15 protein-coding genes are annotated in these 19,725 nt (G+C 67.1%); 6 read left to right on the top strand and 9 right to left on the bottom strand.

Features of this window, described 5'->3' with window-relative positions; translation table 11 throughout:
- Positions 1 to 3: 3 nt before the first annotated feature.
- Positions 4 to 324 (bottom strand): PepSY domain-containing protein, encoded by a 321-nt coding sequence (locus tag CAG41_RS21405; protein WP_085577501.1) that lies wholly within the window; start codon positions 322 to 324, stop codon positions 4 to 6.
- The gene (locus tag CAG41_RS21400; RefSeq protein ID WP_085577502.1) at positions 324 to 632 is read right to left on the bottom strand and encodes a PepSY domain-containing protein; all 309 of its coding nucleotides are present in this window, start codon (positions 630 to 632) and stop codon (positions 324 to 326) included. Before CAG41_RS21400 ends, CAG41_RS21405 begins: the two co-directional genes overlap by 1 nt.
- Positions 633 to 882: 250 nt before the next feature.
- On the opposite strand from CAG41_RS21400, the gene CAG41_RS21395 reads away from it, so the two are divergent.
- The 5 genes from CAG41_RS21395 to CAG41_RS21375 all read left to right on the top strand — a co-directional run bounded on the left by CAG41_RS21395 (position 883) and on the right by CAG41_RS21375 (position 5,389).
- On the top strand, positions 883 to 1,962 hold the full coding sequence (locus tag CAG41_RS21395; protein WP_085577503.1) for a hypothetical protein: 1,080 nt from the start codon (positions 883 to 885) through the stop codon (positions 1,960 to 1,962).
- A gap of 94 nt (positions 1,963 to 2,056) precedes the next feature.
- On the top strand, positions 2,057 to 2,413 hold the full coding sequence (gene queD / locus CAG41_RS21390; protein ID WP_085577504.1) for a 6-carboxytetrahydropterin synthase QueD: 357 nt from the start codon (positions 2,057 to 2,059) through the stop codon (positions 2,411 to 2,413).
- Between the two features lie 84 nt (positions 2,414 to 2,497).
- Positions 2,498 to 3,310: an alpha/beta fold hydrolase gene (locus CAG41_RS21385; RefSeq protein ID WP_085631438.1), complete on the top strand. Its 813-nt coding sequence runs from the start codon at positions 2,498 to 2,500 to the stop codon at positions 3,308 to 3,310.
- Between the two features lie 74 nt (positions 3,311 to 3,384).
- Complete coding sequence (gene codA, locus CAG41_RS21380; RefSeq protein ID WP_085577506.1) at positions 3,385 to 4,620, top strand: cytosine deaminase; 1,236 nt, start codon at positions 3,385 to 3,387, stop codon at positions 4,618 to 4,620.
- A gap of 112 nt (positions 4,621 to 4,732) precedes the next feature.
- Positions 4,733 to 5,389, top strand: coding sequence for a carboxymuconolactone decarboxylase family protein (locus CAG41_RS21375; protein ID WP_085707457.1), 657 nt, complete (start codon positions 4,733 to 4,735; stop codon positions 5,387 to 5,389).
- A gap of 28 nt (positions 5,390 to 5,417) precedes the next feature.
- Here CAG41_RS21375 and CAG41_RS21370 read toward each other — a convergent pair whose 3' ends face one another.
- Positions 5,418 to 6,407, bottom strand: a complete 990-nt coding sequence (locus tag CAG41_RS21370) for a diaminopimelate epimerase (RefSeq protein WP_085707456.1) — start codon at positions 6,405 to 6,407, stop codon at positions 5,418 to 5,420.
- A 122-nt stretch (positions 6,408 to 6,529) separates the two neighbouring features.
- On the opposite strand from CAG41_RS21370, the gene CAG41_RS21365 reads away from it, so the two are divergent.
- A complete protein-coding gene (locus CAG41_RS21365; protein ID WP_085631432.1) occupies positions 6,530 to 7,681 on the top strand; it encodes an MFS transporter in 1,152 nt (383 codons plus the stop codon).
- 95 nt (positions 7,682 to 7,776) lie between these two features.
- On the opposite strand, the gene CAG41_RS21360 is transcribed toward CAG41_RS21365, so the two are convergent.
- The 6 genes from CAG41_RS21360 to CAG41_RS21335 all read right to left on the bottom strand — a co-directional run bounded on the left by CAG41_RS21360 (position 7,777) and on the right by CAG41_RS21335 (position 19,354).
- Complete coding sequence (locus tag CAG41_RS21360) at positions 7,777 to 10,200, bottom strand: TonB-dependent receptor (RefSeq protein ID WP_085707455.1); 2,424 nt, start codon at positions 10,198 to 10,200, stop codon at positions 7,777 to 7,779.
- Between the two features lie 98 nt (positions 10,201 to 10,298).
- A complete protein-coding gene (locus CAG41_RS21355; protein ID WP_085577511.1) occupies positions 10,299 to 11,282 on the bottom strand; it encodes a FecR family protein in 984 nt (327 codons plus the stop codon).
- 40 nt (positions 11,283 to 11,322) lie between these two features.
- Positions 11,323 to 11,823, bottom strand: a complete 501-nt coding sequence (locus CAG41_RS21350) for a sigma-70 family RNA polymerase sigma factor (protein ID WP_085577512.1) — start codon at positions 11,821 to 11,823, stop codon at positions 11,323 to 11,325.
- Between the two features lie 94 nt (positions 11,824 to 11,917).
- Positions 11,918 to 12,745 (bottom strand): hypothetical protein, encoded by an 828-nt coding sequence (locus tag CAG41_RS21345; RefSeq protein ID WP_085707454.1) that lies wholly within the window; start codon positions 12,743 to 12,745, stop codon positions 11,918 to 11,920.
- A 307-nt stretch (positions 12,746 to 13,052) separates the two neighbouring features.
- Positions 13,053 to 17,528: a hemagglutinin repeat-containing protein gene (locus tag CAG41_RS21340; protein WP_085707453.1), complete on the bottom strand. Its 4,476-nt coding sequence runs from the start codon at positions 17,526 to 17,528 to the stop codon at positions 13,053 to 13,055.
- A gap of 98 nt (positions 17,529 to 17,626) precedes the next feature.
- Positions 17,627 to 19,354: a ShlB/FhaC/HecB family hemolysin secretion/activation protein gene (locus CAG41_RS21335; RefSeq protein WP_085707452.1), complete on the bottom strand. Its 1,728-nt coding sequence runs from the start codon at positions 19,352 to 19,354 to the stop codon at positions 17,627 to 17,629.
- Between the last annotated feature and the right edge of the window lie 371 nt (positions 19,355 to 19,725).

Below are 19,725 nucleotides of genomic sequence, written 5' to 3'. Positions count from 1 at the left end.
CGGTCAATCTTCCTTGTCTTTGATCAGTTGCCCGGTGTCGGCCTTGAGGTGCAGCTCGCGGGCCACCCCTTCGACCGTCAGCAGCTCGACTTCATAAACATAGACGTCGTGCTTCTCTTCCAGCTCGACCTCCAGCAGCTTGGCGCCGGGATAGCGGTCCAGCGCTTGTTGCAGCACCTGTTCCAGCGGCAGGATCACGCCCTGCTGGCGCAGGCGCAGGGCCTCGTCCTGGTCGAGGTCGCGGGCCGCCGCCAGCGAGCAGAACGCCAACAGCGCCAGGGCCAGACGGCTCCCGACGCGCGGATGCAGAAAATACGGCTTCATTACGTGTCCTGATGATCCTTGAGCACTTGCCCGCTGACCGCGTCCAGTTCCATGTCCCACGCCTGGCCCTGCGGATCGCGCAGTTCGATCTGGTAGAGGTACTTGCCGTACTTCTCTTCCAGCTCGGTGTCGGTGACCGTCGAACCTGGGTGTTTGGCCAGCGCTGCGGCGTTGAGCTTCTCGAAAGACTGGATAGTACCAGCGTCGCGCAGGCGAAGGGCCTCATCGGGACCAAGGTCGCGGGCGTGGGCGAGGCTCGCGGTCAGGCCGATGATCGAGGCGATGGACAGGGCAGTCAGGGTCTTCATGGGGTGTCTCCGTATTTTTATGTGCTGCGGGGCGTCACCTTAGCGGGGTGAACTTAATTGAAACTGAATGGCCATCATTGCCCTGCCCGACACGACCTCCTGCGGGACTTCCTGTGGGAGCTGGCTTGCCAGCGATAGCGATTCTGCGTGCGACATCGCAGTGACTGTCCTTCCGTCATCGCTGGCAAGCCAGCTCCCACAGGGTTCGCAGTGGCTCTATAATCCCCGCTCGCCATCGACCGAGGCCGACATGACCGCCATCCACATCAAGTTCCCCGCCCTCACCCTCAAGGCCGGCCCCCGGGCCATGGCGCGCATCCGCGCCCGGGGCCTGAGCGCCGCCGACGTCGGCACCCTGCCCGGCGCCGCCGGCGGGCCGAAGGCGCTGGGGATCCAGGGGCTGGATCTGGCACTGTTCGGCGAATGGCTGCCGGCGGCGCCCCGGGAGCGCTCGCTGATCGGTGCGTCGGTGGGTTCCTGGCGCTTCGCCAGCGCCTGCCTGCCGGACGCCGCCGAAGGCATCCGCCGTCTCGGTCACCTGTACACCGAGCAAAACTTCAACAAGGGCGTCACCGTCACCGAGGTCAGCCGCAGTTCCCGGCGCATGCTCGACGACCTGCTCGACGGCCGCGACGCGCGCCTGCTCGACAACCCCCACTACCGCCTCAACATCATGGTGGTCAAAAGCCACGGCCGGCTGGCGGACGATCACCGCGGCCGGCTGGGCCTGGCGCTGGGCTCGGTGATCGCCGACAACCTGCGCGGCCGGGCGCGGCTGGCGCGGCACTTCGAGCGGCTGATCATCCACGACCCGCGCCTGGCGCCGCCGGTGGAGGCGCTGAACGACTTCCCGTCGCGCTTCATCGCCCTGGACGCCGGCAACCTGCGCCAGGCGCTGCTGGCCTCGGGCTCGATCCCGATGGTGATGGAGGGTGTGCGCGACCTGCCGGGAGCCGGCGCCGGCACGTTCCGCGACGGCGGCCTGCTGGACTATCACCTCGACCTGCCCTACAGCGGCGACGGCATCGTGCTGTATCCGCACTTCACCGACCGGGTCATCCCCGGCTGGTTCGACAAGACCCTGCCTTGGCGCCGGGCGTCGACCCAGCGCCTGCAAGACGTGCTGCTGCTCGCCCCGTCGAAGGAATACCTGGCGCGCCTGCCCTACGGCAAGCTGCCGGACCGCAACGACTTCAAGCGCTTCATGGGCGATGCGCCCGCCCGGCAGAAATACTGGCGCGCGGCGATGGACGAAAGCCGGCGGCTGGGCGACGAGTTTCTCGAACTGGCCGCCAACGGTCGCCTCGCCGAACGCCTGCTGACCCTTTAGTCAGCGTTTTGCCGCACGGCCGCAGACAAGCTGGTAAACTCGCCGCCTGCCCGAATCGCTGACGCGACGCCATCTGAACAGAGCCGACATCACCGTGGAAATCTTCAAGGAATTTACGTTCGAATCCGCCCACCGCCTGCCCCACGTGCCGGACGGCCACAAGTGCGGACGCCTGCACGGCCATTCGTTCAAGGTGGCCATCCACCTGAGCGGCGACATCGATCCGCACACCGGCTGGATCCGCGACTTCTCCGAGATCAAGGCGATCTTCAAGCCGCTGTACGAGCGCCTGGACCACAACTACCTGAACGACATCCCGGGCCTTGAGAACCCGACCAGCGAAGTGCTGGCCAAGTTCATCTGGAACGAGCTCAAGCCCCTGCTGCCGGAACTCAGCGCGATCCGCATCCACGAGACCTGCACCAGCGGCTGCATCTACCGCGGCGAGTGAGCCCAGCGGCCTAAAAAAACCACCGGGAACGGTGGTTTTTTTGTGCCTATGCTTTTTGGCTCAACCCGCCAAGAGGACAGACCCATGACGGACTGGCTGCTGGATCAGGTCTTTGACTTCAACGGGCGAGGCGTTCGCCATGCCGTCCGCGGCGACGGGCCGCCGCTGGTGTTCGTGCACGGCACCCCGTTTTCGTCCTATGTATGGCACCGCATCGCCCCGCACTTCTACAGGACTCACCGGGTGCACTGCTTCGACCTGCTGGGCTACGGGCAGTCCGAAAAGCCTGACGCCGACGTGTCCCTCGGGGTGCAGAACGAACTGCTGGCGCAATTGCTGGATCACTGGAACCTGCAACGTCCGGACGTGGTGGCCCACGACTTCGGCGGCGCCACCGCCCTGCGCGCGCACCTGCTCAACGGCAAGGAGTACCGCACCCTGACGCTGATCGACCCGGTCGCGCTGTCGCCCTGGGGCTCGCCGTTCGTCCAGCACGTGCGCCAGCATGAGGCCGCGTTCAGCGGCCTGCCCGACTACATTCAGCGGGCCGTCGTTCCGGCCTACATCCGTGGCGCCGTCCACCGCGACATGCCCGACGACGAACTCGCCCCCTACGTGCAGCCCTGGCTCGGCGATCCGGGCCAGGCGGCGTTCTACCGACAGATCGCGCAGATGGACGAGCGCTACACCCGCCAGGTGCAGGACCTGTACCCGACGATCCGCTGCCCGGTGCAGATCCTCTGGGGCGAGGACGATCAGTGGATCCCCATCGAGCGCGGCCGGGCGTTGCACGGGATGATTCCCGGATCGCGGTTCCACGCCATCCCGAACGCCGGGCACCTGGTCCAGGAAGATGCCCCGGAGGCCATCGTCGCGGCCCTGCTGCGTTTTCTCTGATGTCCCAGCAGGGGCGGGTATTGCGCTAAGGTACGACGCAGTGACCGCACCCGATCCATGAAAAGGATGAGCCGATGCACATCATCAACGCCCGCTTGCGCAACCAGGAAGGCCTGCACGCACTGCACCTGGAAGACGGCCTGATCCGCAGCGTCGCCCGCCAGACCGAAGCCCCCACTTTGGGCCCCGACGACCTCGATGCCGGCGGCAACCTGGTGGTGCCGCCGTTCGTCGAACCGCACATCCACCTCGACGCTACCCTGACCGCCGGCGAGCCGCGCTGGAACATGAGCGGCACGCTGTTCGAAGGCATCGAATGCTGGGGCGAACGCAAGGCCACCATCACCTTCGAAGACACCAAGACCCGCGCCGGAAAAACCCTCCAGGCCCTGGCCGCCCACGGCATCCAGCATGTGCGCACCCATGTCGACGTCACCGACCCGCAGCTCACCGCGCTCAAGGCGATGCTGGAGGTGCGCGAGGAAAACCGTCACCTGGTGGATCTGCAGATCGTCGCGTTCCCCCAGGAAGGCATCGAGTCGTTTCGCAACGGTCGCGACCTGATGGAAGAAGCCATCCGCCTGGGCGCCGACGTGGTCGGCGGCATTCCGCATTTCGAGTACACCCGCGACCAGGGCGTGAGCTCGGTGAAGTTTTTGATGGACCTGGCCGAGCGCACCGGCTGCCTGGTGGACGTGCACTGCGACGAGACCGACGACCCGCATTCGCGCTTTCTCGAAGTGCTGGCCGAAGAGGCCCGCAGCCGCGGCATGGGCGCCCGGGTCAGCGCCAGCCACACCACGGCCATGGGTTCCTACGACAACGCCTACTGCGCCAAGCTGTTCCGCCTGCTCGGGCACTCGGGCATCAGTTTCGTCTCCTGCCCGACCGAGAGCATCCACTTGCAGGGGCGCTTCGACACCTTCCCCAAACGCCGGGGCGTGACCCGGGTCAACGAACTGCTGGAGGCGGGTATGAACGTCTGCTTCGGCCAGGACTCGATCGTCGATCCGTGGTATCCGCTGGGCAACGGCAACATCCTGCGGGTGCTGGAGGCCGGGCTGCACATCTGCCACATGCTCGGCTACCGCAACCTGCAGAACGCCCTGGACCTGGTGACCGACAACAGCGCCAAGGCCCTGCACCTGGGCGAACGCTACGGGCTGGAGCCTGGGCGGCCGGCGAACCTGCTGATCCTGTCGGCGGACAGCGACTACGAAGTGATCCGCAGCCAGGGCCTGCCGCTGTATTCGATCCGCGGGGGCAAGGTGCTGATGAAGCGGCAGATGCCGGTGGTGGAATTCGTCTAAGGTTCAGGGATCGGCGCCATCCCGGCGCCGATCTCCCGATGGACGCCGTGTCATGCCGTAATTTGTGCGAAGTTGCTCTGCTGCCATCCTCATTCGAACGTGAGGACGCGACATGAATCATCACTCCCCTTCCGATCCCATGGCCACGCTCTACTGCGAAGGCCGCCACACATTCATCGACCTGGTGCCCGATGGCGGATCCCGCCTCGATGCACTGTTCCATACCGCACCCGCCTTGGGTGAGCTGGCGGTCGGCGTGGTGTACGGGCACCTGCACGCCCGGCCGGGCCTGGATCCCCGCTTGCGCGAAGCGGTGTCGTTTGCGGCGATCGTGGCGTCCGGCATGGTCGGGCCGCCGTTGAGCGTGCACCTCAAGACTGGCCTGGCCTCCGGCCTCGCGCCCGGCGAACTGACGGAGGTGCTTTTGCAGGCCTCGGCCTTCGCCGGTTTCCCCCGGGCAGTGAGCGCCGCCGACCAGCTCAACCGCCTGTTTGCCGACGCGGGCCTGCCGTCGCCTCCACCCGCTCCTCCCCGCGAAGTTGCCCTGGCATTCTGCGGGTTGGTGCGCGAGGGCCGTCCGCCGATGCCGGTCAGCGAGGCGGTCAAGCGTCATCTGTGCCGGGCCGAACGCCTGGCGTTGTTTGCCACCTCAGCGAGCGCCGTCGTGGTCGAGTGCTTCGACGGCATCGACACTGATCCGCAAGCCTTGCTTCACCTGAACGTGGAAGGCGAAACCGTCGTGAGCGTCGCCTTGTTCAAGGCCCACTGAAACGGCCGGCCACTCTTCCGGGCCGGCATCAAGCCCGGGCGTGCGCAGTGCCGAACAGGCGCACGCCCGTCAACTCGTCGCCGCACGCCTCCAGCAGCACCGGCGCCGTGCCGCCGGGCATCACCACCTGCACCTGCCCTGCCTTCACCCAACCGACCCGCCAGGCCGCGCACGCCACCGCGCTGGCGCTGGTGCCGGAGGACGCCGTGGGGCCTTCGCCGCGCTCGAACACCCGTGCGATGACACGCTGTTCGCCGCCGCGCTGCGCCCATTGCAGGTTGACCCCGGCCGGACAGGGTTGGCCGGCCCCTTCGGGCATGGCGTAGGCGATCCGGGTCAGGGGCTCGTTCAGCGGCGCATCGCGCAGTTGTTCGTTGTCCGGCAGGTGCGCCCCGTCGGCCACCAGCGTGACGCCATGGGGATTGCCGATGCGCACGAACTGGCTGCGGCCCCAGGCCGGATCGAGGCGTGCCAGCGGTTCGACCCGGCTGAGTTCGCGGCCCTCGAACATCACCGTTTCGACGCCTTGCGCGCCCACCGCCGCCGGGCCGAAGCTTGGCCGGCCTAGGTCCAGCCAGAAGCCTTGCACGGCTTCGACCTGCGCCGGTTTGACCGAGGTGGCCACAGGCGAGACCGCGTCCTGCTTGTCATGGTGCACCCGCAGCAACGCCCCCTCTTGCGGCATCAGGCCTTGTTCGAGCAGCGCCTGGGAAAAGATCGTCAGGCCGTTGCCGCTGCGCTCGGCCAACGAGCCGTCGGTGTTGACGATCAGCAGGTCGAACGGCGGCGCGGACTGGAACGGACCGATCAGCAAACCATCGCTGCGGTGCGCCTTGGCCCCCGCCGGACGCTCGCCGTCGGGCCACTCGCAGCAGGCCGCCACCGCAGCGCGGCTCCACGACGGCCGCGACGCCGCGCAATCTTGCGCCGTGGCGGGCAACGGCACGCCGGCGTCCCGCAGCGCCTTGGGTGAAACGACGGCGTAAAGGTTGCCCCGTGCATCGTAAAGCGGCGTCATCGGTCGATCCCTGGATGGTTCAAAGGCACCACTGTACCTCGTGTGGGCGCGCGCCTGCTCGCGCCTGCGGGCTCACTGTGCAAGGATGTCCGCCTGCTGTAACGATTCTGCCAAGGATTCCCATGACCGACCTCAACGCCCAAGCCGCTTTCGTTCCCGGACGCCTGCAACAGATGTCCACCCGCATCGCCTTCTTCATCGCCGGCCTCGGCATCGCGGCGTGGGCGCCGCTGGTGCCGTACGCCAAGGCCCGGGCCGGGCTCGACGAAGGCACGCTGGGCCTGTTGCTGCTGTGCCTGGGGGTGGGGTCGATCCTGGCGATGCCGCTGGCGGGCATCCTGGCCACCCGGTTCGGCTGCCGCAAGGTGGCCACCGGCGGCACGCTGCTGATCTGCGCGGCGTTGCCGTTGCTGGCGACGGTGTCGTCGGTTCCGGCGCTGATCGCCACGCTGTTCATGTTCGGCGCCGGGCTGGGCACGGTGGACTCGACGGTGAACCTGCAAGCGGTGATCGTCGAGCGGGCCAGCGGGAAAAACATGATGTCCGGGTTCCACGGCCTGTTCAGCCTCGGTGGCATCGTCGGCGCGGCGGGGGTCAGCGGCTTGCTGGGCCTCGGCCTGTCGCCGCTGGCGGCGATGCTGGTGGTGGTCGCGCTGCTGGTCGCGTCCCTGTTCAAGGCCGTGCCGCACATGCTGCCCTACGGCAGCGAAAGCTCGGGGCCGGCGTTTGCGGTGCCCCACGGCATCGTCCTGTTCATCGGCGGCATGTGCTTCATCGTGTTCCTCACCGAAGGCGCTGCGCTGGACTGGAGCGCGGTGTTCCTGGCCGAGGAACGCGGCATCGACAAGGCCTACGCGGGCCTGGGCTACGCCGCGTTCGCCCTGACCATGACGGCAGGCCGCCTCACCGGCGACCGCATCGTCCGGCGCCTGGGGGCGACGCGAGTGATCCTGGTCGGCGGGCTGACCGCGGCGGCGGGCCTGTTCCTGGCCACGTTCGCGCCGTCCTGGCAGGCGGCCCTGATCGGTTACGCGCTGGTCGGGGCCGGTTGCTCGAACATCGTGCCGGTGCTGTACACGGCGGTGGGCAAGCAGACGGTGATGCCGGAAAGCATCGCGGTGCCGGCCATCACCACCCTGGGCTATGCGGGGATTCTGGCGGGACCTGCGGTGATCGGGTTCGTCGCCCACGGCAGCAGCCTGAGCTTCGCCTTCGGTCTGATGGCGGTGCTGCTGGTGGCGGTGGCGATCGGCGGCAAAGTGCTGAAGGTCTGAACGAGCGGCCTGGCTGGCACATAGGTGCTGGACGGGCCGCCGTCATCGCGGACAAGCCCGCTCCCACAGGGGGAGCGGGGGCGCTGCGGGAGTCGTCAGAAGCCGACGCTGGCCTGCACGAAGAACGTATGCGGCGTGCCCACGTAGATCCCCGAGTTGTTGTCGCTGGAGCGGGTGAAGTACTGCTTGTCGAAGATGTTCTTCACCCCGGCGCCCAGCTTGAGGTTCGACAGTTGCGCGCCGAAGTCGTAGCCGCCGCGCACGTTCCAGGTCACGTAGCCCGGAATGTCGCCGTATTGCCCGTCCGCCGTGCCTTCGGTGATGTAGTTGCCGCTGAAGCTGCCGTCGGCGTTGACCCCGGTGCCCGGCGAACGCTGCTTGGACTGGGCGAAACCGTCGAGGTTGTAGGTCCAGCGGTTGATGTCGTAACGCAGGCCGACGGTGGCCACCTGGCGCGAGTAGAACGGCAGGTCTCGGCCCTTGAAGCCCGGGATCTCCCCTTCATAGGTCGCCCGGGTGTAGGTGAAGCCGGCGTTGGCGGTCAGGCCGTCGAGGCGCGGGTCCAGCGCGGCCATGTCGTAGTGCACGGACGCTTCGACGCCCTGGTGCTTGGTCGCGCCGAGGTTGGTCCAGCCCACGTCGTTGCTGATGTATTGCAGCTCGTCGTCGAAGTCGATGTAGAACAGCGTCACCTCGCCGCCCCACACGTCATCGTTGTAGCGGGTGCCGATCTCGTAGGTCTTGGCCTTTTCCGGGTTCAGGCCGTTGGCGGTCTGGTCGCCCGAGCCACCCTGGCCGAGCTGGAAGTACTGCAGGCTGCCGAACGAGGTCTCGTAGTTGGCGAACAGCTTCCACGCATCGGACAGGTGGTACATCACGCTCAGGGCCGGCAGCGGCTCGTTGCTTTCGATGCTGCGGTTCTTCTCCGGCACGCGCTTGCCGGCGGTGTCGAGCACCGCGCGGTCGTGCCAGTCGGTGCTGATGTGCTCGAAGCGGATGCCCGGCGTCACGGTCCAGTTGCCGACGTCGATCTTGTTGTCGACGTACACCGCATTGGCCTCGGTGCCGCCGGTGCGGTCCTGGAACACGTGGCCGTCGGAGGTCTTGGTCACCACCGGCTGGTTGTTGACCAGGGCCAGGCGGCTGGACTGCTCGTGCATGGCCTCTTTCAGGTAGCGGTAGCCGACGCTGACTTCCTGGGTGGTGGGGCCGACGTCGAACACCCGCGACACGCGCGGCTCGATGCCCAGCGTGTAGTAGGAGCGCGGGAACGAGCTGAGGGTCTTCTGGTCGCGGGCGGCGATGGTGCTGCCGCGGAAGCTGTCGGAATAGTAGGTCAGCACTTCGGCCTGGGTGCGCTCGTCGATCTGGCGGATCCACTTGAACGACACGTCCTTGCGCCGCCCGCTGAAGCCGTCGTAGTCGCGGTCGGACTGGAACGGCTTGTCGTCGTACTGTTTCTGGGTCAGGCCGCCGGGCATGTCGGCGCTGGCGTCGTAGTAGTGGAAGTTGAGGCTGAAATCGTCCTGCTCGGTCGGCGCCCAATGGGTCTTGAGGATGACGTCGTCGATGTCGTTGCCGTTGTTGCGCTCGCGGTAACCGTTGCCGTTGACGCCGGAGTACAGCAGCGCCATGCCGAGGCCGTTGTCGGCGGTACCGCCCAGGAAGGCGGTGTCGATGTGTTTCCAGCCGCCGTGCTGGGAGGTCTCCAGCGTCGTGCCGATTTCACCGGTGGCCTTTTCGGGGATGGCGCGGGTGACGAAGTTGATCACGCCGCCGACGTTCTGCGGCCCGTAGCGCACGGAACCGGCGCCGCGCACCACGTCGATGCTGTCGAGGTTGCCCGACGAGATCGGCGCCATCGACAGCTGCGGTTGGCCGTAAGGGGCGAAGGCCGCCGGCACGCCGTCGATCAGCACGGTGGAGCGCGGCGACAGGCGCGAGGTCAGGCCGCGCACGCCGACGTTCAGCGAGATGTCGCTGCCGCCGGTGCCGTTGGCCTCCTGCACCTGCACGCCCGGCACCCGGCGCAGCACGTCGCCGACGTTCATGGCGCCCTGCTCCACCATCGCTTCGCGGCGGATCACAGTACGTGCGCCGGGGTGGTTCTGCACCACGGCGGCGTCGGCGTCGCCGAGCCAGTCGCCGACCACCTTGATGTCGGTCACGCCCAGTTCCAGCGGACCGTTGGCGGCGGCCGTCGGCGCCGGTGACAACGTCACCGAGCCTTCGTTGATCTGGTAGTCCAGGCCGCTGCCCTGCAGCAATTGGCGCAGGGCCTGTTCCGGCGAGAGGTTGCCGTCCACCGCCGGGGCCTGTTTGCCGGCGACCAGGTCAGGACTGAAAAACACTTGCAGCGAGGTTTGCTGGCCCAATTCGCTCAGGGCCTGGCCCAGCGGCTGCGCGCGGATGTGAATGACATCGGCGGCGAACGCCAGCGGCACGGCAGCGTTGACCGCCAGCGCGAGGGCCAGCGGCAGCCAAGGGGATTTCTTGTTGTTGGCGTTGGTGTTTTTCACGTCGAACGTAGTCCTGTGGATCGCAAGTGTATGCGTCTGTTAATGCAAACCAGTTGCAGTTGAACAGGAAGACGATGAACTCGAAAAAAACCTGAATTTTATTTTGAAATTATTTCCTGGCTGCCGTCGGCCAGCGTGCGCACGGCCACCGGCAGGATGTTCGGCAAGGCCTTGAGCAAGGCGTCGGTGTTGTCGGTGCGGAACACGCTGGTCAGGCGCAGGTTGGCCACGGCGGGGCCGGAGACCTTCAGAGGCTTGTCGCGGTAACGGGACACCTGCGCCGCCACATCGCTCAGGCTGGCGTTGTTGAACACCAGTTTGCCGCTGCGCCAGGCGGTCAGCTCGGCCGGGTTGACCGCGTAGGCCGGCGCGACGGCGCCCTGGGCGTCGACATGGGTGCCCAGGCCGGCGGTCAGGCTGACGAAGGCGTTGTCCGGCGCGTTGCGGCCCTGCACCTTGACCGTGCCCTGCTCCACCGCGACCCGGGTCTGCGCCGGGTCGCGGCGCACGTCGAAGCGGGTGCCGGTGACCGTGACCTTGCCGCTGCCGGCCTCGACCACGAACGGACGCGAGGTGTCGTGCTCGACACTGAACATCGCCTCGCCTTCGGTGAGTTCGACGACGCGGCGATCCTTTTCAAAGCGCACCTTCAAGGCACTCCGGCTGTCGAGGTCGACGACCGAACCGTCAGGCAGCGCCACATGCCGCCGTTCGCCGGTCTTCGTCGCGAATTCGGCGCTGTAGCCCGCCGGTGGGGTGAGCCCGCTGAACAGCCCCAGCCCGACCGCCACCGCCAGCACCCCGGCGGCCACCGCATAGCGCAGCGCCGGCCGGCGCCCGCGGCGGGCCGGCGGCTCGTCGCACAAGGCCTTCAGGCGTGGCGCCGGCAGCAGGTCGGCGGCGGTCCACACGCCTTGCAGCAACAGGAACTCGTCGCGGTGCGAGGCATGTTCGTTCAGCCAGGCGTCGAAGCGCTGCCGCTCGTCCACGCTGACGGCCGCCTCCTGCAGGCGCACGAACCAGCGTGCCGCCTCATCGCGCACCGTTGCCTGCCCGCACGCGCAATCACGGGTCTGCATCATGGAATGTCCTGTCTGGCCGGGGATGAATGACGGCGCCCGCTCATGGCTGCAACCCGTCCAGACGGTCGCGCAGGTGCCGCAGGGTGCGGATCATATACTTTTCCACCATGTTCCTGGACAGCCCCAGGCGCTCGGCGATTTCCGCCTGGGTCAGGCCTTCGAGCTTCTGCCAGACGAAGATCCGCCGGCAGTTGACCGGCAGCTCCGCGAGCGCCCGCTCGATGGAATCGGCCAACTGGATCGCATGCATGTAATGCTCCGGGTCGCCGGTCGGCGACTCACTGAGATCGATCGCCTCCGACTCCATGGCGCCCCGTCGGTCCTCACGCCGAAAGCCGTCCACCGCGATGTTGCGTGCGGTCTGGTGCAGGTACGCCCGTGGCTGCTGCACTGTCGCCGCATCGGTTTCGAGCACCCGCACGAAGGTGTCGTGCGCCAGGTCCTCGGCCTGCTGACGATTGCGCAGGCGACGGGTCCAGGTGCCGATCAACTCTTCGTAATGCTCGAAAAAGCCGGGTCTGCGGGGCAGCATGGGGATCATGGCGGCGTGCTGAGGAAAGTGGCGTGAATAGTAATGTTTCGTATTACGCCCGGCAATCGTTCCTTGGGCCTGTCGACGGGAGGCGGCATGCGCCCTATTTGGCCTTGATCTTGCCCGTTCCTTTGCCCTGGTCCGGATCGACGATGCCGAAACACCCCTCCGGCGGATGCAGATACTGATAAAGCGGATTGACCAGCAGGTGCGCGTCACCGCAGGTGATCAGGTGGATGTGGTCGCGGTAGGTGTCGATCAGGCGCTGGATCGCGGGGGCGATGTAAGGATGGATGCCCGTGCGCAGCTCCATGCCGGCCCGCACGTAGGCCGAGTAGAGTTCCTTGAACTTGGCGCCGTCCGTTGCCGACAGCCGCGTCGTCGACGACGGGGTGGAACTGAAGATGGCCTTCAGGCCGGTCTTTTCCTCGACGTAGGGTTTGGCGAAGTCCACGAACGCCTGATGCTCGGTTTTCAGAAAACCCATCTGCGCGACCTTGGCGCTGTCGCCCAACGCACCGCGGACAAACCCGACGGTGATGTTGGCGGGAAAGTCCTGCGCCCGGTTGTAGTAGTTCTTCATCAGGTTTTCGAGGATCGGGAACACCGCATGCTCCCAGCCGAACACCTTGCCGTGGTCAAACACCGGGCCGAACAGCGGCGGCACCGAATCACGGGTGACCGCCCTGGGGTACTGCTCGACATGGCAGACGATCTTGTTGTCTTCGATCAGCGGTGCGAAGAAGTTCGCCCAGACGCCCTGCGCCGCCCATTGGAACGGCGGCTCGCGGTGGGCATCGCCGGTAAGGAAGATCATCGGGTCGTATTCGTCCGGAAAATGCCCGGCGGCGGCTTCGAGATCCGTCGCGCGCTCGTCGGACATCAACACCCCTTCATCGATCCACCAGCCGTTGCCGAACTTCTTGCCCATGTCGTTGCACCCCGTCAGTCCCTTGCAGTGAGCGTCCGTTCTCACACGCTAGTTGCAGGCCTGCGGGTTTTCCAGCGGGGGCGAAGAAATCGACGCAGACCAGACCATGCCCCCCTGTAGAAGCGAGCCTGCTCGCGATGGCGATGGAACAGGCACCTTTGCAGTGACTGGTCCGACGCCATCGCGAGCAGGCTCGCTCCCACAGGGGCATGCTTGTCGTTTGGGTTGAGGCCTGAAGAATGCAGGAGCGAGCAAGCTCGCTCCTGCAGGGTTGGACGGTGGATAGGGCTCATCCACCATGGGGGCTTCAGCCGCGTTCGTCGATGCCGGCCTGCAGCGTCTGGCTGTCGAAATGACCGCTGACGGTGACCGGGCCGGCTTTCAGCGTGCCGTTCTCAACCGAGACCTTCGGTGCGTTCTCTTCAGCCTTGTGCGGCAGGGTCAGGCCGGCCTTGACCCCGTAGTCGCGGTTGTCCAGATCCGTCTTGCCGACCGGCGAGCCGCCCAGGTGCACCCGGCCGCCCGCCGCCGAGACCCGCGCGCCGGTCAGTTGCGTGGCGCCGCCGACGTTCAGGTTCACGCCTTGCTGGCCGCTGATGCCGGACGCCTGGCCGACGCTGTCCTTGTGGGCGTATTCGCCCTGGGCGGTGAGGGTCGGCTTGTAGTCGGTGCCGGCCAGTTCCTTCTTGTCGCTCGGCGGGTTCTTCTTGCCGGTCAGGCCCAGATCCACATCGACCTTGGCGTGGTTCTGCGTGTCCTGGCGGCTTTCGACGGTCAGGTCACCGGCAACGTTGCCGCCGACGGTCTTGCCCTCGACCTGCGCACCGCTCAGACGGGCGTCGCCCGCGCTGTTCAACACCACCGCATCGGCCTTGATCCGGCTGTTCTGCTGCGTGGTGCCCTGAACATAGTCCACGCCCACCTTGGCCCCGGCGTTGAAGCCTTGGTCGCTGGTGGCCTTCTCATCGGCGGCGGTCGGTGTGCTTTGGCTGAGGTTGCCGCCGGCGTTCAGGGCGACGTTCCAGTTGTTGCGGCTGTCGCTGGACTGCGCGGATTCCAGCGCGATGCCGCCCTTGCCGGCGTCGAGGCTCACGCTCGGCGCGCCGACCTGGGTGCCTTGCTGGCGCACCGAATCGCCGCTCAGGGCGATGCTGGTCTGGCTGTCAAGCTGGCCGCCCTTGAGGGTCTGGGTGTTCTCGTTCACCCGGCCGATGTTGAAGTTGCCGCTGAGGTTGCCACCCTGATCGCGGCTCTTCTCGCTGCTGGTCTTGCTGCCGCCCGCCTTCAGGCCGCCGCCGAGGTTGCCGCCGGTGGCGACGTGGGTGTCGGTGGCCGCTTGCAGGTCGAGGGTGCCGCCGGCCTTCAGGTCGATGGCGCCTGCGCTGTCGATCTTCGCGCCTTGCTGGACCTGGTTGCCGCCGCTGGTGAACTGCACAGGGCCGTTGCCCTGGACGCTCGCCACACGGGCCTGGCTGTCGTTGACCTGCTTGCCGGTGTGGTCGAGCTGGAACCCGGCGCCGAGATCGACGTTGGTGCCGTCGGTGCCCGGCAAGGTGCCGACGGTCAGCGAGCCGTTGCCGCGCAGGCTGGAAGTGTCGCTGCCCTGACGGTCGTTGGCCTGGTTCAGGGCCAGGTCGCCGCCGGTCTTGACGCTGACGCCGCCCTGGCCGCCGTCGAAGCGGCTGCCCTCGAACTGCGCGTCGCCGCGCACGTTGATGTTCACGCCCTGGCTGCCAGCGTAGCCGCCGACCACCGCCGTGGCGCTGTCCTTGCGAGTCTGGCTGCTGCCGCCGGCGCCGCTGCCGGCGACGTTCACGTCTTCGCCGGTCTTGGTGTAGACGCGCACATCGACCTTGGCGTCCACCGCCTTGTCGCTGCTGCTGCGGGTATCGGCGGCCGCGTCGGCCACCAGTTTGTCCGCGCCGATGTTCACCTTGCCGGCGCTTGCGTTGTATTGGGTGCCTTGGTCCTTCAGCGTGCCGGCGACGTTCACGTCCACGGTGGCGCCATCGAAGCGACTGACCACGGCGGTGCTGCCCTGCTCGGTCTTGCCGGCGCTGGCGTGGCCCACTGCGACATCGATGCCGACGTTCGGCTGCCCGAGGTTGCTCAGGGCGTCCTTGTCCGGCACCTTGCCGGCGAGCACGTCCTTGACCGCTGCGACGACCGGCCGGGCGATGTCCTTGTACTCGACGTTGGCGCCGATGTCCGCCGACCAGTGGCTCTCGTCGTGGGTGCTGCTGGAGGTGTTGCCGGCCGCACGGTTGTCCACCTCGTTGGCGACCACGTTCAGGCCGTTGCCGGACTTGAGCTGCGCGCCTTCGGTGACGAGTGTGCCGGCATTGATGGTCAGGCCGCCGCTGCTCTGCACGCCGGTGGTCTGCGCGGTGGTTTTGCGGGTGGCGTCGTGCGCCGTGTCGCGGGCGAAGTCGATGCCGCTGCCGGCGCGGTCAAGGCCGCCGGTGTAGTAGAAGCCGCCGCCGGTGTTGGCGGTGTCGGTGGAGGTCTGATGGCTGTCCTGCTCCGCCAGCAGCGACACATTCTTGCCGCTGAGGGTCGTATCGCCTGCGGTGGATTTCACCTCGCCGCCCTTGACCGTCAGGTCGCCGCCGGCCTTCACCTGCACGGTGCCACCGGTGAGGCTTGCGCCCTGCTGGCTGACATCGTTGGCGGTGACGGTCTTCTGCTTGTCTTCGTAATGAATGCCGGCGCGGTACTGCCCGGCGTCCGGCGCGTTCTCTTTGGCGTAGGCGTCGAAGCCGCGGGTCTGGATGCTGTCGCTGCGCTCGCGGGTGTCTTGCGCAGCCTTCACGTTCACATCGCCCGCCGCGTCGGCGGTCAGCGCCCCACCGGCCTTGACCGAGGCGCCGGCGACTTCGATGTCCTTGGCGCTCTTGAGCTTGAGGTTGCTGTCGGACACCAGTTCGCTGCGCACCGTGGTGCTGTCCTTGGCGTTCTGCCGGGACTCGTCCTTGGTGATGCCGAAGAACTTGCTGTCCTTGTCGTGGCTGTTGCTGTGGGAGGTGTCCTGCACGCCATCGACAATCAGCGAACCGCTGTCGCTGATCACGCTGGCATCGGTGCCGCCGCGCACCTGACTGGCGCTGATGCGCACGTCGTCGGCCTTGACCGTCAGTTTGCCGCTCGCGTTGACCTTGCTGCCCTGGTGGCGGGTCTGGCCCTTGTCGGCGTCGCCGGTCTTGCCGAAGAAGCCGCCGCCCACCAGATCGCCCGCGTAGCGGTTGTCGCTGCTGCGGTCGGTGCGGCTGGCGGTGGTGATGTCCACTTGTTTGCCGGCCAGTTGCAGGTCGCCCCGGCTGGTCAGCTCTGCCCCTTCGGAGCGCAGCAGCGCGGCGGTCTGCAGGGCGATGTTGCCGCCCGTCAATTGACTGGTGACACTGCGCTGGGTCTCGCTGCTGCTGTCCCAGTCGGCCTTCCACAGGTGCTTGCGGTGCTTGCCTTGGTCGGTCTGCACGTGGCGCTCGGTGGCGGCCGTCAGGCGCAGGTCGCCGCCGCTCTGCACGCTCAGGTCACCGGTCGCTTCGACCTTGGCGGCGTTCAGTTCGGTGTCCTTGCCGGACGACAGTTGCGCATCGCGGCTGGCGACGATCTGGCTGCCGTGCTGGCGCGAATCGCTGTCGGTGCGGGTGCGTTCGTAGGTTTCCCAGGTGATGCCGATGGTGTTGTTGCTCCAGTTCTCACGCTGTTCCTGGAGCTTGCGGCTTTCCACGGTGGTGAGGGTCAGGTTGCGGTTGGCGTCGACCTTCACGTCGCGGCCGCTGACATCGGCGGCAGCCAGGGTCAGGTCCTTGCCGCTGTGCAGGCCGACATCGCCCTGGCTGCTGCGAATGCCGGCACGGGTCACGTCGAGGCTGTCGGCGACGGCCTGGCCGCTGACGCTCAGGTCGCCGGCCGAACGGATCTGCACGCCGTCGCGCCCGGCCACCTGCACCGCCCCCACCTTCACGCCGGCGCCTTCGGCGGTGCTGACGATATTGATGCGCCCGGCCTGCATCGCGCCGAACAGGCTGGCGTCGATCCGCTGGTCGGCGGTGTGGCCGCTCGGGTCCACGGTCTTCACCTGGCCGCTGGCGTAATCCACCTGGTTGCGTCCGACGGTGACGTTCAATTGGTCACGGGCGCTGAGGTTGCCCTGGCTGTCGATGCGCGGGGCGATCAGGTTCACCGAACCTTCGCCGTTGCGCAGGCCGCCGGCCTGGATCTGCAACTGGCCGCTGGCGTCGCGGGTGTTCAGCGATTGCAGCTTGCCGTCGTTCAGCTCCGGACGGCCGACCACCAGGCTGGCGTTCGGTGCGTTGATGAAACTGCCGCCGTTGACCGAGATGCCGTTGGGGTTGGCCAGCACGTAATCGGCGGCGCGGCCGAAGATTTCCTGGGCGCCGTTGATGGCCGACGGGTTGCGGCTGATCACTTCGTTGAGGATCACGCTCGCGGCCTGGCCCTGCAGTTGCGGGTTGGCCGCCAGTTGCCCGGCGAGCTGCGATTGCCCGGCCTGCAGGGCGTTGTTCAGCACCACGCCCTGGCGGTCGACGTTGTAGTCCAGGAACTGGTTGTGCGACAGGCCCGAGCCGTTGGGCGCGACGATGTTGACGATGGGCACTCCGCCCTGGGTCTGCACTTGCGCGGTGCCGCCGGGGCCGGGGGCGACCACCACGCCGCCGGCCAGGGCGCTGGGCAGGTGGACGGCCAGGAACAGGCTGGCGATGGCCCAGCGCAATTGGCCCCGGGGCGAAAGGTTGAATGCGAAGGTGTGTGCTGGCATAAAAACGTCTCCATGTAAGTACGGCATCACGTCGCGCGTTTTGGTCTTGGCCGGGGCTGTCGCGCTCAGATCCGTCGGCTGTGGGTTCACTGCGTTGTTCATATCTGCACCCCCACCCGCATCAGCCAGGCGTCGGGCTCATGGGGCAAACCGCTGGGGGTGTTGAGGCTGCGCTGGTAATCGACGTCCACCTGCAGGCTCTTCCAGCCCAGATTGAGGCCGACGCTGGCGCCGCTCAGGCGTTGGCCCGGCGCGCCGTGGTCGGCCTTGATCCAGCCGTGGTCGAGCCCCAGGCGCGGGGTGACCTGCACAGGCCCGCCCGTGGCCAGCGGCAGGCGCAGGGTGTTGCGCCAGATCGCGCCGCTGGCGCCGGACGCGCTGGCGACCCGGTAACCGCGCACGGCGGAATCGTCGGTGCCGAGCATCTGTTCGATGGCCGGCAACGGGTCGGGGCTGTATTGCAGGTTGAGCTGGCTCTGCCATTGCCAGGCCTGATCGCCGAGCCGGCCGTTGCGCCATTGGCTGAGACCGGCGCGGTACTTGCGAAACTGCGCCTTGGGCAGGTTGCTGACCTGGCGCGCGCCGTCATCGTCGGCACCGAACCAGCGCAGGCCCTGGGCATAGTTGACGTCCAGGTTCCACACCGCGCGGTCGAGCCAGAACAGGTTGAGCCCGGCTTCGGCCACGGTCAGCGTCGGGCTCTGGATGCCCAGGCGCGCGTCCGCCAGGTAACTGTCGACGTCCTTGTGGGCCAGTTGCAGGTTGGCGCTGAGCTGGTGGCTCTGGTCGCGCCAGAGCACGCGGTCGGCGCGCAGGCTGAGCTGGTCGGTGATGCCGGTGCTGTACAGGGTCGTCGTGCTGAGCTTGAACGGCGCCCGGTACTCGGCGTGGCTGGCGAACGCGCTGTAGGTCCAGTAGCCGTAGGGAATCGCGTAGTACAGGCTGGCGTTGCGGCTGTAGCGGTCACCCCGGTTGAGGGTGTCGCTGGCGCTGAGGCTCAACAGGTCGTTGAGCTCCAGCGGGCTGTCGAGGCTCAGGCTGACGGTGTTGCGGTCGCGCCCGGTGCTGGCGCTGCCGAGGTTGTCGGCGCCCAGCCCCAGGGCCCAGCGCGATTGCCCGGCGCTGCGCGAACGCAGGACGACCCGCGAAGCGCCGGGCTGGCTGCCGGGGGCGATGTCGGCGGTCAGGTCCACCGACCGCAGGCGGTTCAGTTGGTCCAGCCCTTGCTCCAGGTCACGCAGGTTCAGCGGCTTGCCGAGCATGTGGGGAAAGGCGCCGCCCAGCGACACCGGCAGGCTCTGGTCGGCCAGTTCGATGGATTCGACGTAGCCCTCGTCGACCAGGATGTCCAGCGACTGCCCCGCCGCCGGCGCACTGCTCAAATAGGGACGGCTGGCGATGTAGCCCTGCTCGACGTAGATCGCGGTGATGTTCGCCAGCAGGTGATTGATCTGGTTGACGCCCATGCACGGCGCCAGCAGCGGTTTGATCCGCGCATTGAGCGCGTCCCTGTCGATCAGGGTGACGCCGCCGATGCGCGTGCCGCTCAGGGGCCAGCAGCGCTCGTCGGGGGTGACGGGTTGGGCGGTGGCCGTAGAGGCCGGCGCCGGGCCGAACGCGCCACGTTCCAGTTGCCGGCGCCGTTGTTCCAGTTGCAGCTGTTGCAGGTCGCGCTGTTGCTGTTGCTGCTGACGCAGCGCTTCCTGGCCGGCGGACGCCGGTTCGGCAGCCCCGGCCGGGAAGGCGCACACGCCCAACACAAAAGCCGACAACAACGGGCGACGCAGGGAACGGCAACGGGAAACAGCGCGGAACGAATACGGCACTCAACTTCCTTGCAATCATCAAATGGCGTAATGCCACTTCATCAATGTTCGTGATAGTCGGAGCCCTCCTACGCAAATGCAAGACGCTTCCTACAGTGGTTACATTTCTTAAACAATTCAGTGATTTGCCGTCATCGACCGTAATCACGGAGGGATCTGCGTACCCTCAGGGTTTCCCTGAGGGCCTGATGCGGGGCTCGAAGCAGCGCTCAAAGGGTGTTGAGCGATTGACGGGATTCGTCATTGCGGCGGCGGCATGCTCCATTGCCTGAGGCGTTTGCCCGTGGGGCGAACCGGTCGGGTGACCACCTGACGGCCGGCGACAGAAATGAATTGCCACAAAATATTACCTGCGTCATATTACAGGCGTA

Source organism: Pseudomonas sp. B35(2017), assembly GCF_002113645.1.
In the GTDB taxonomy this organism is placed as follows: domain Bacteria; phylum Pseudomonadota; class Gammaproteobacteria; order Pseudomonadales; family Pseudomonadaceae; genus Aquipseudomonas; species Aquipseudomonas ekonensis.
The sequence above is the reverse complement of the archived record's forward strand: the minus strand, read 5'-3'. Positions and strand labels throughout refer to the sequence as shown.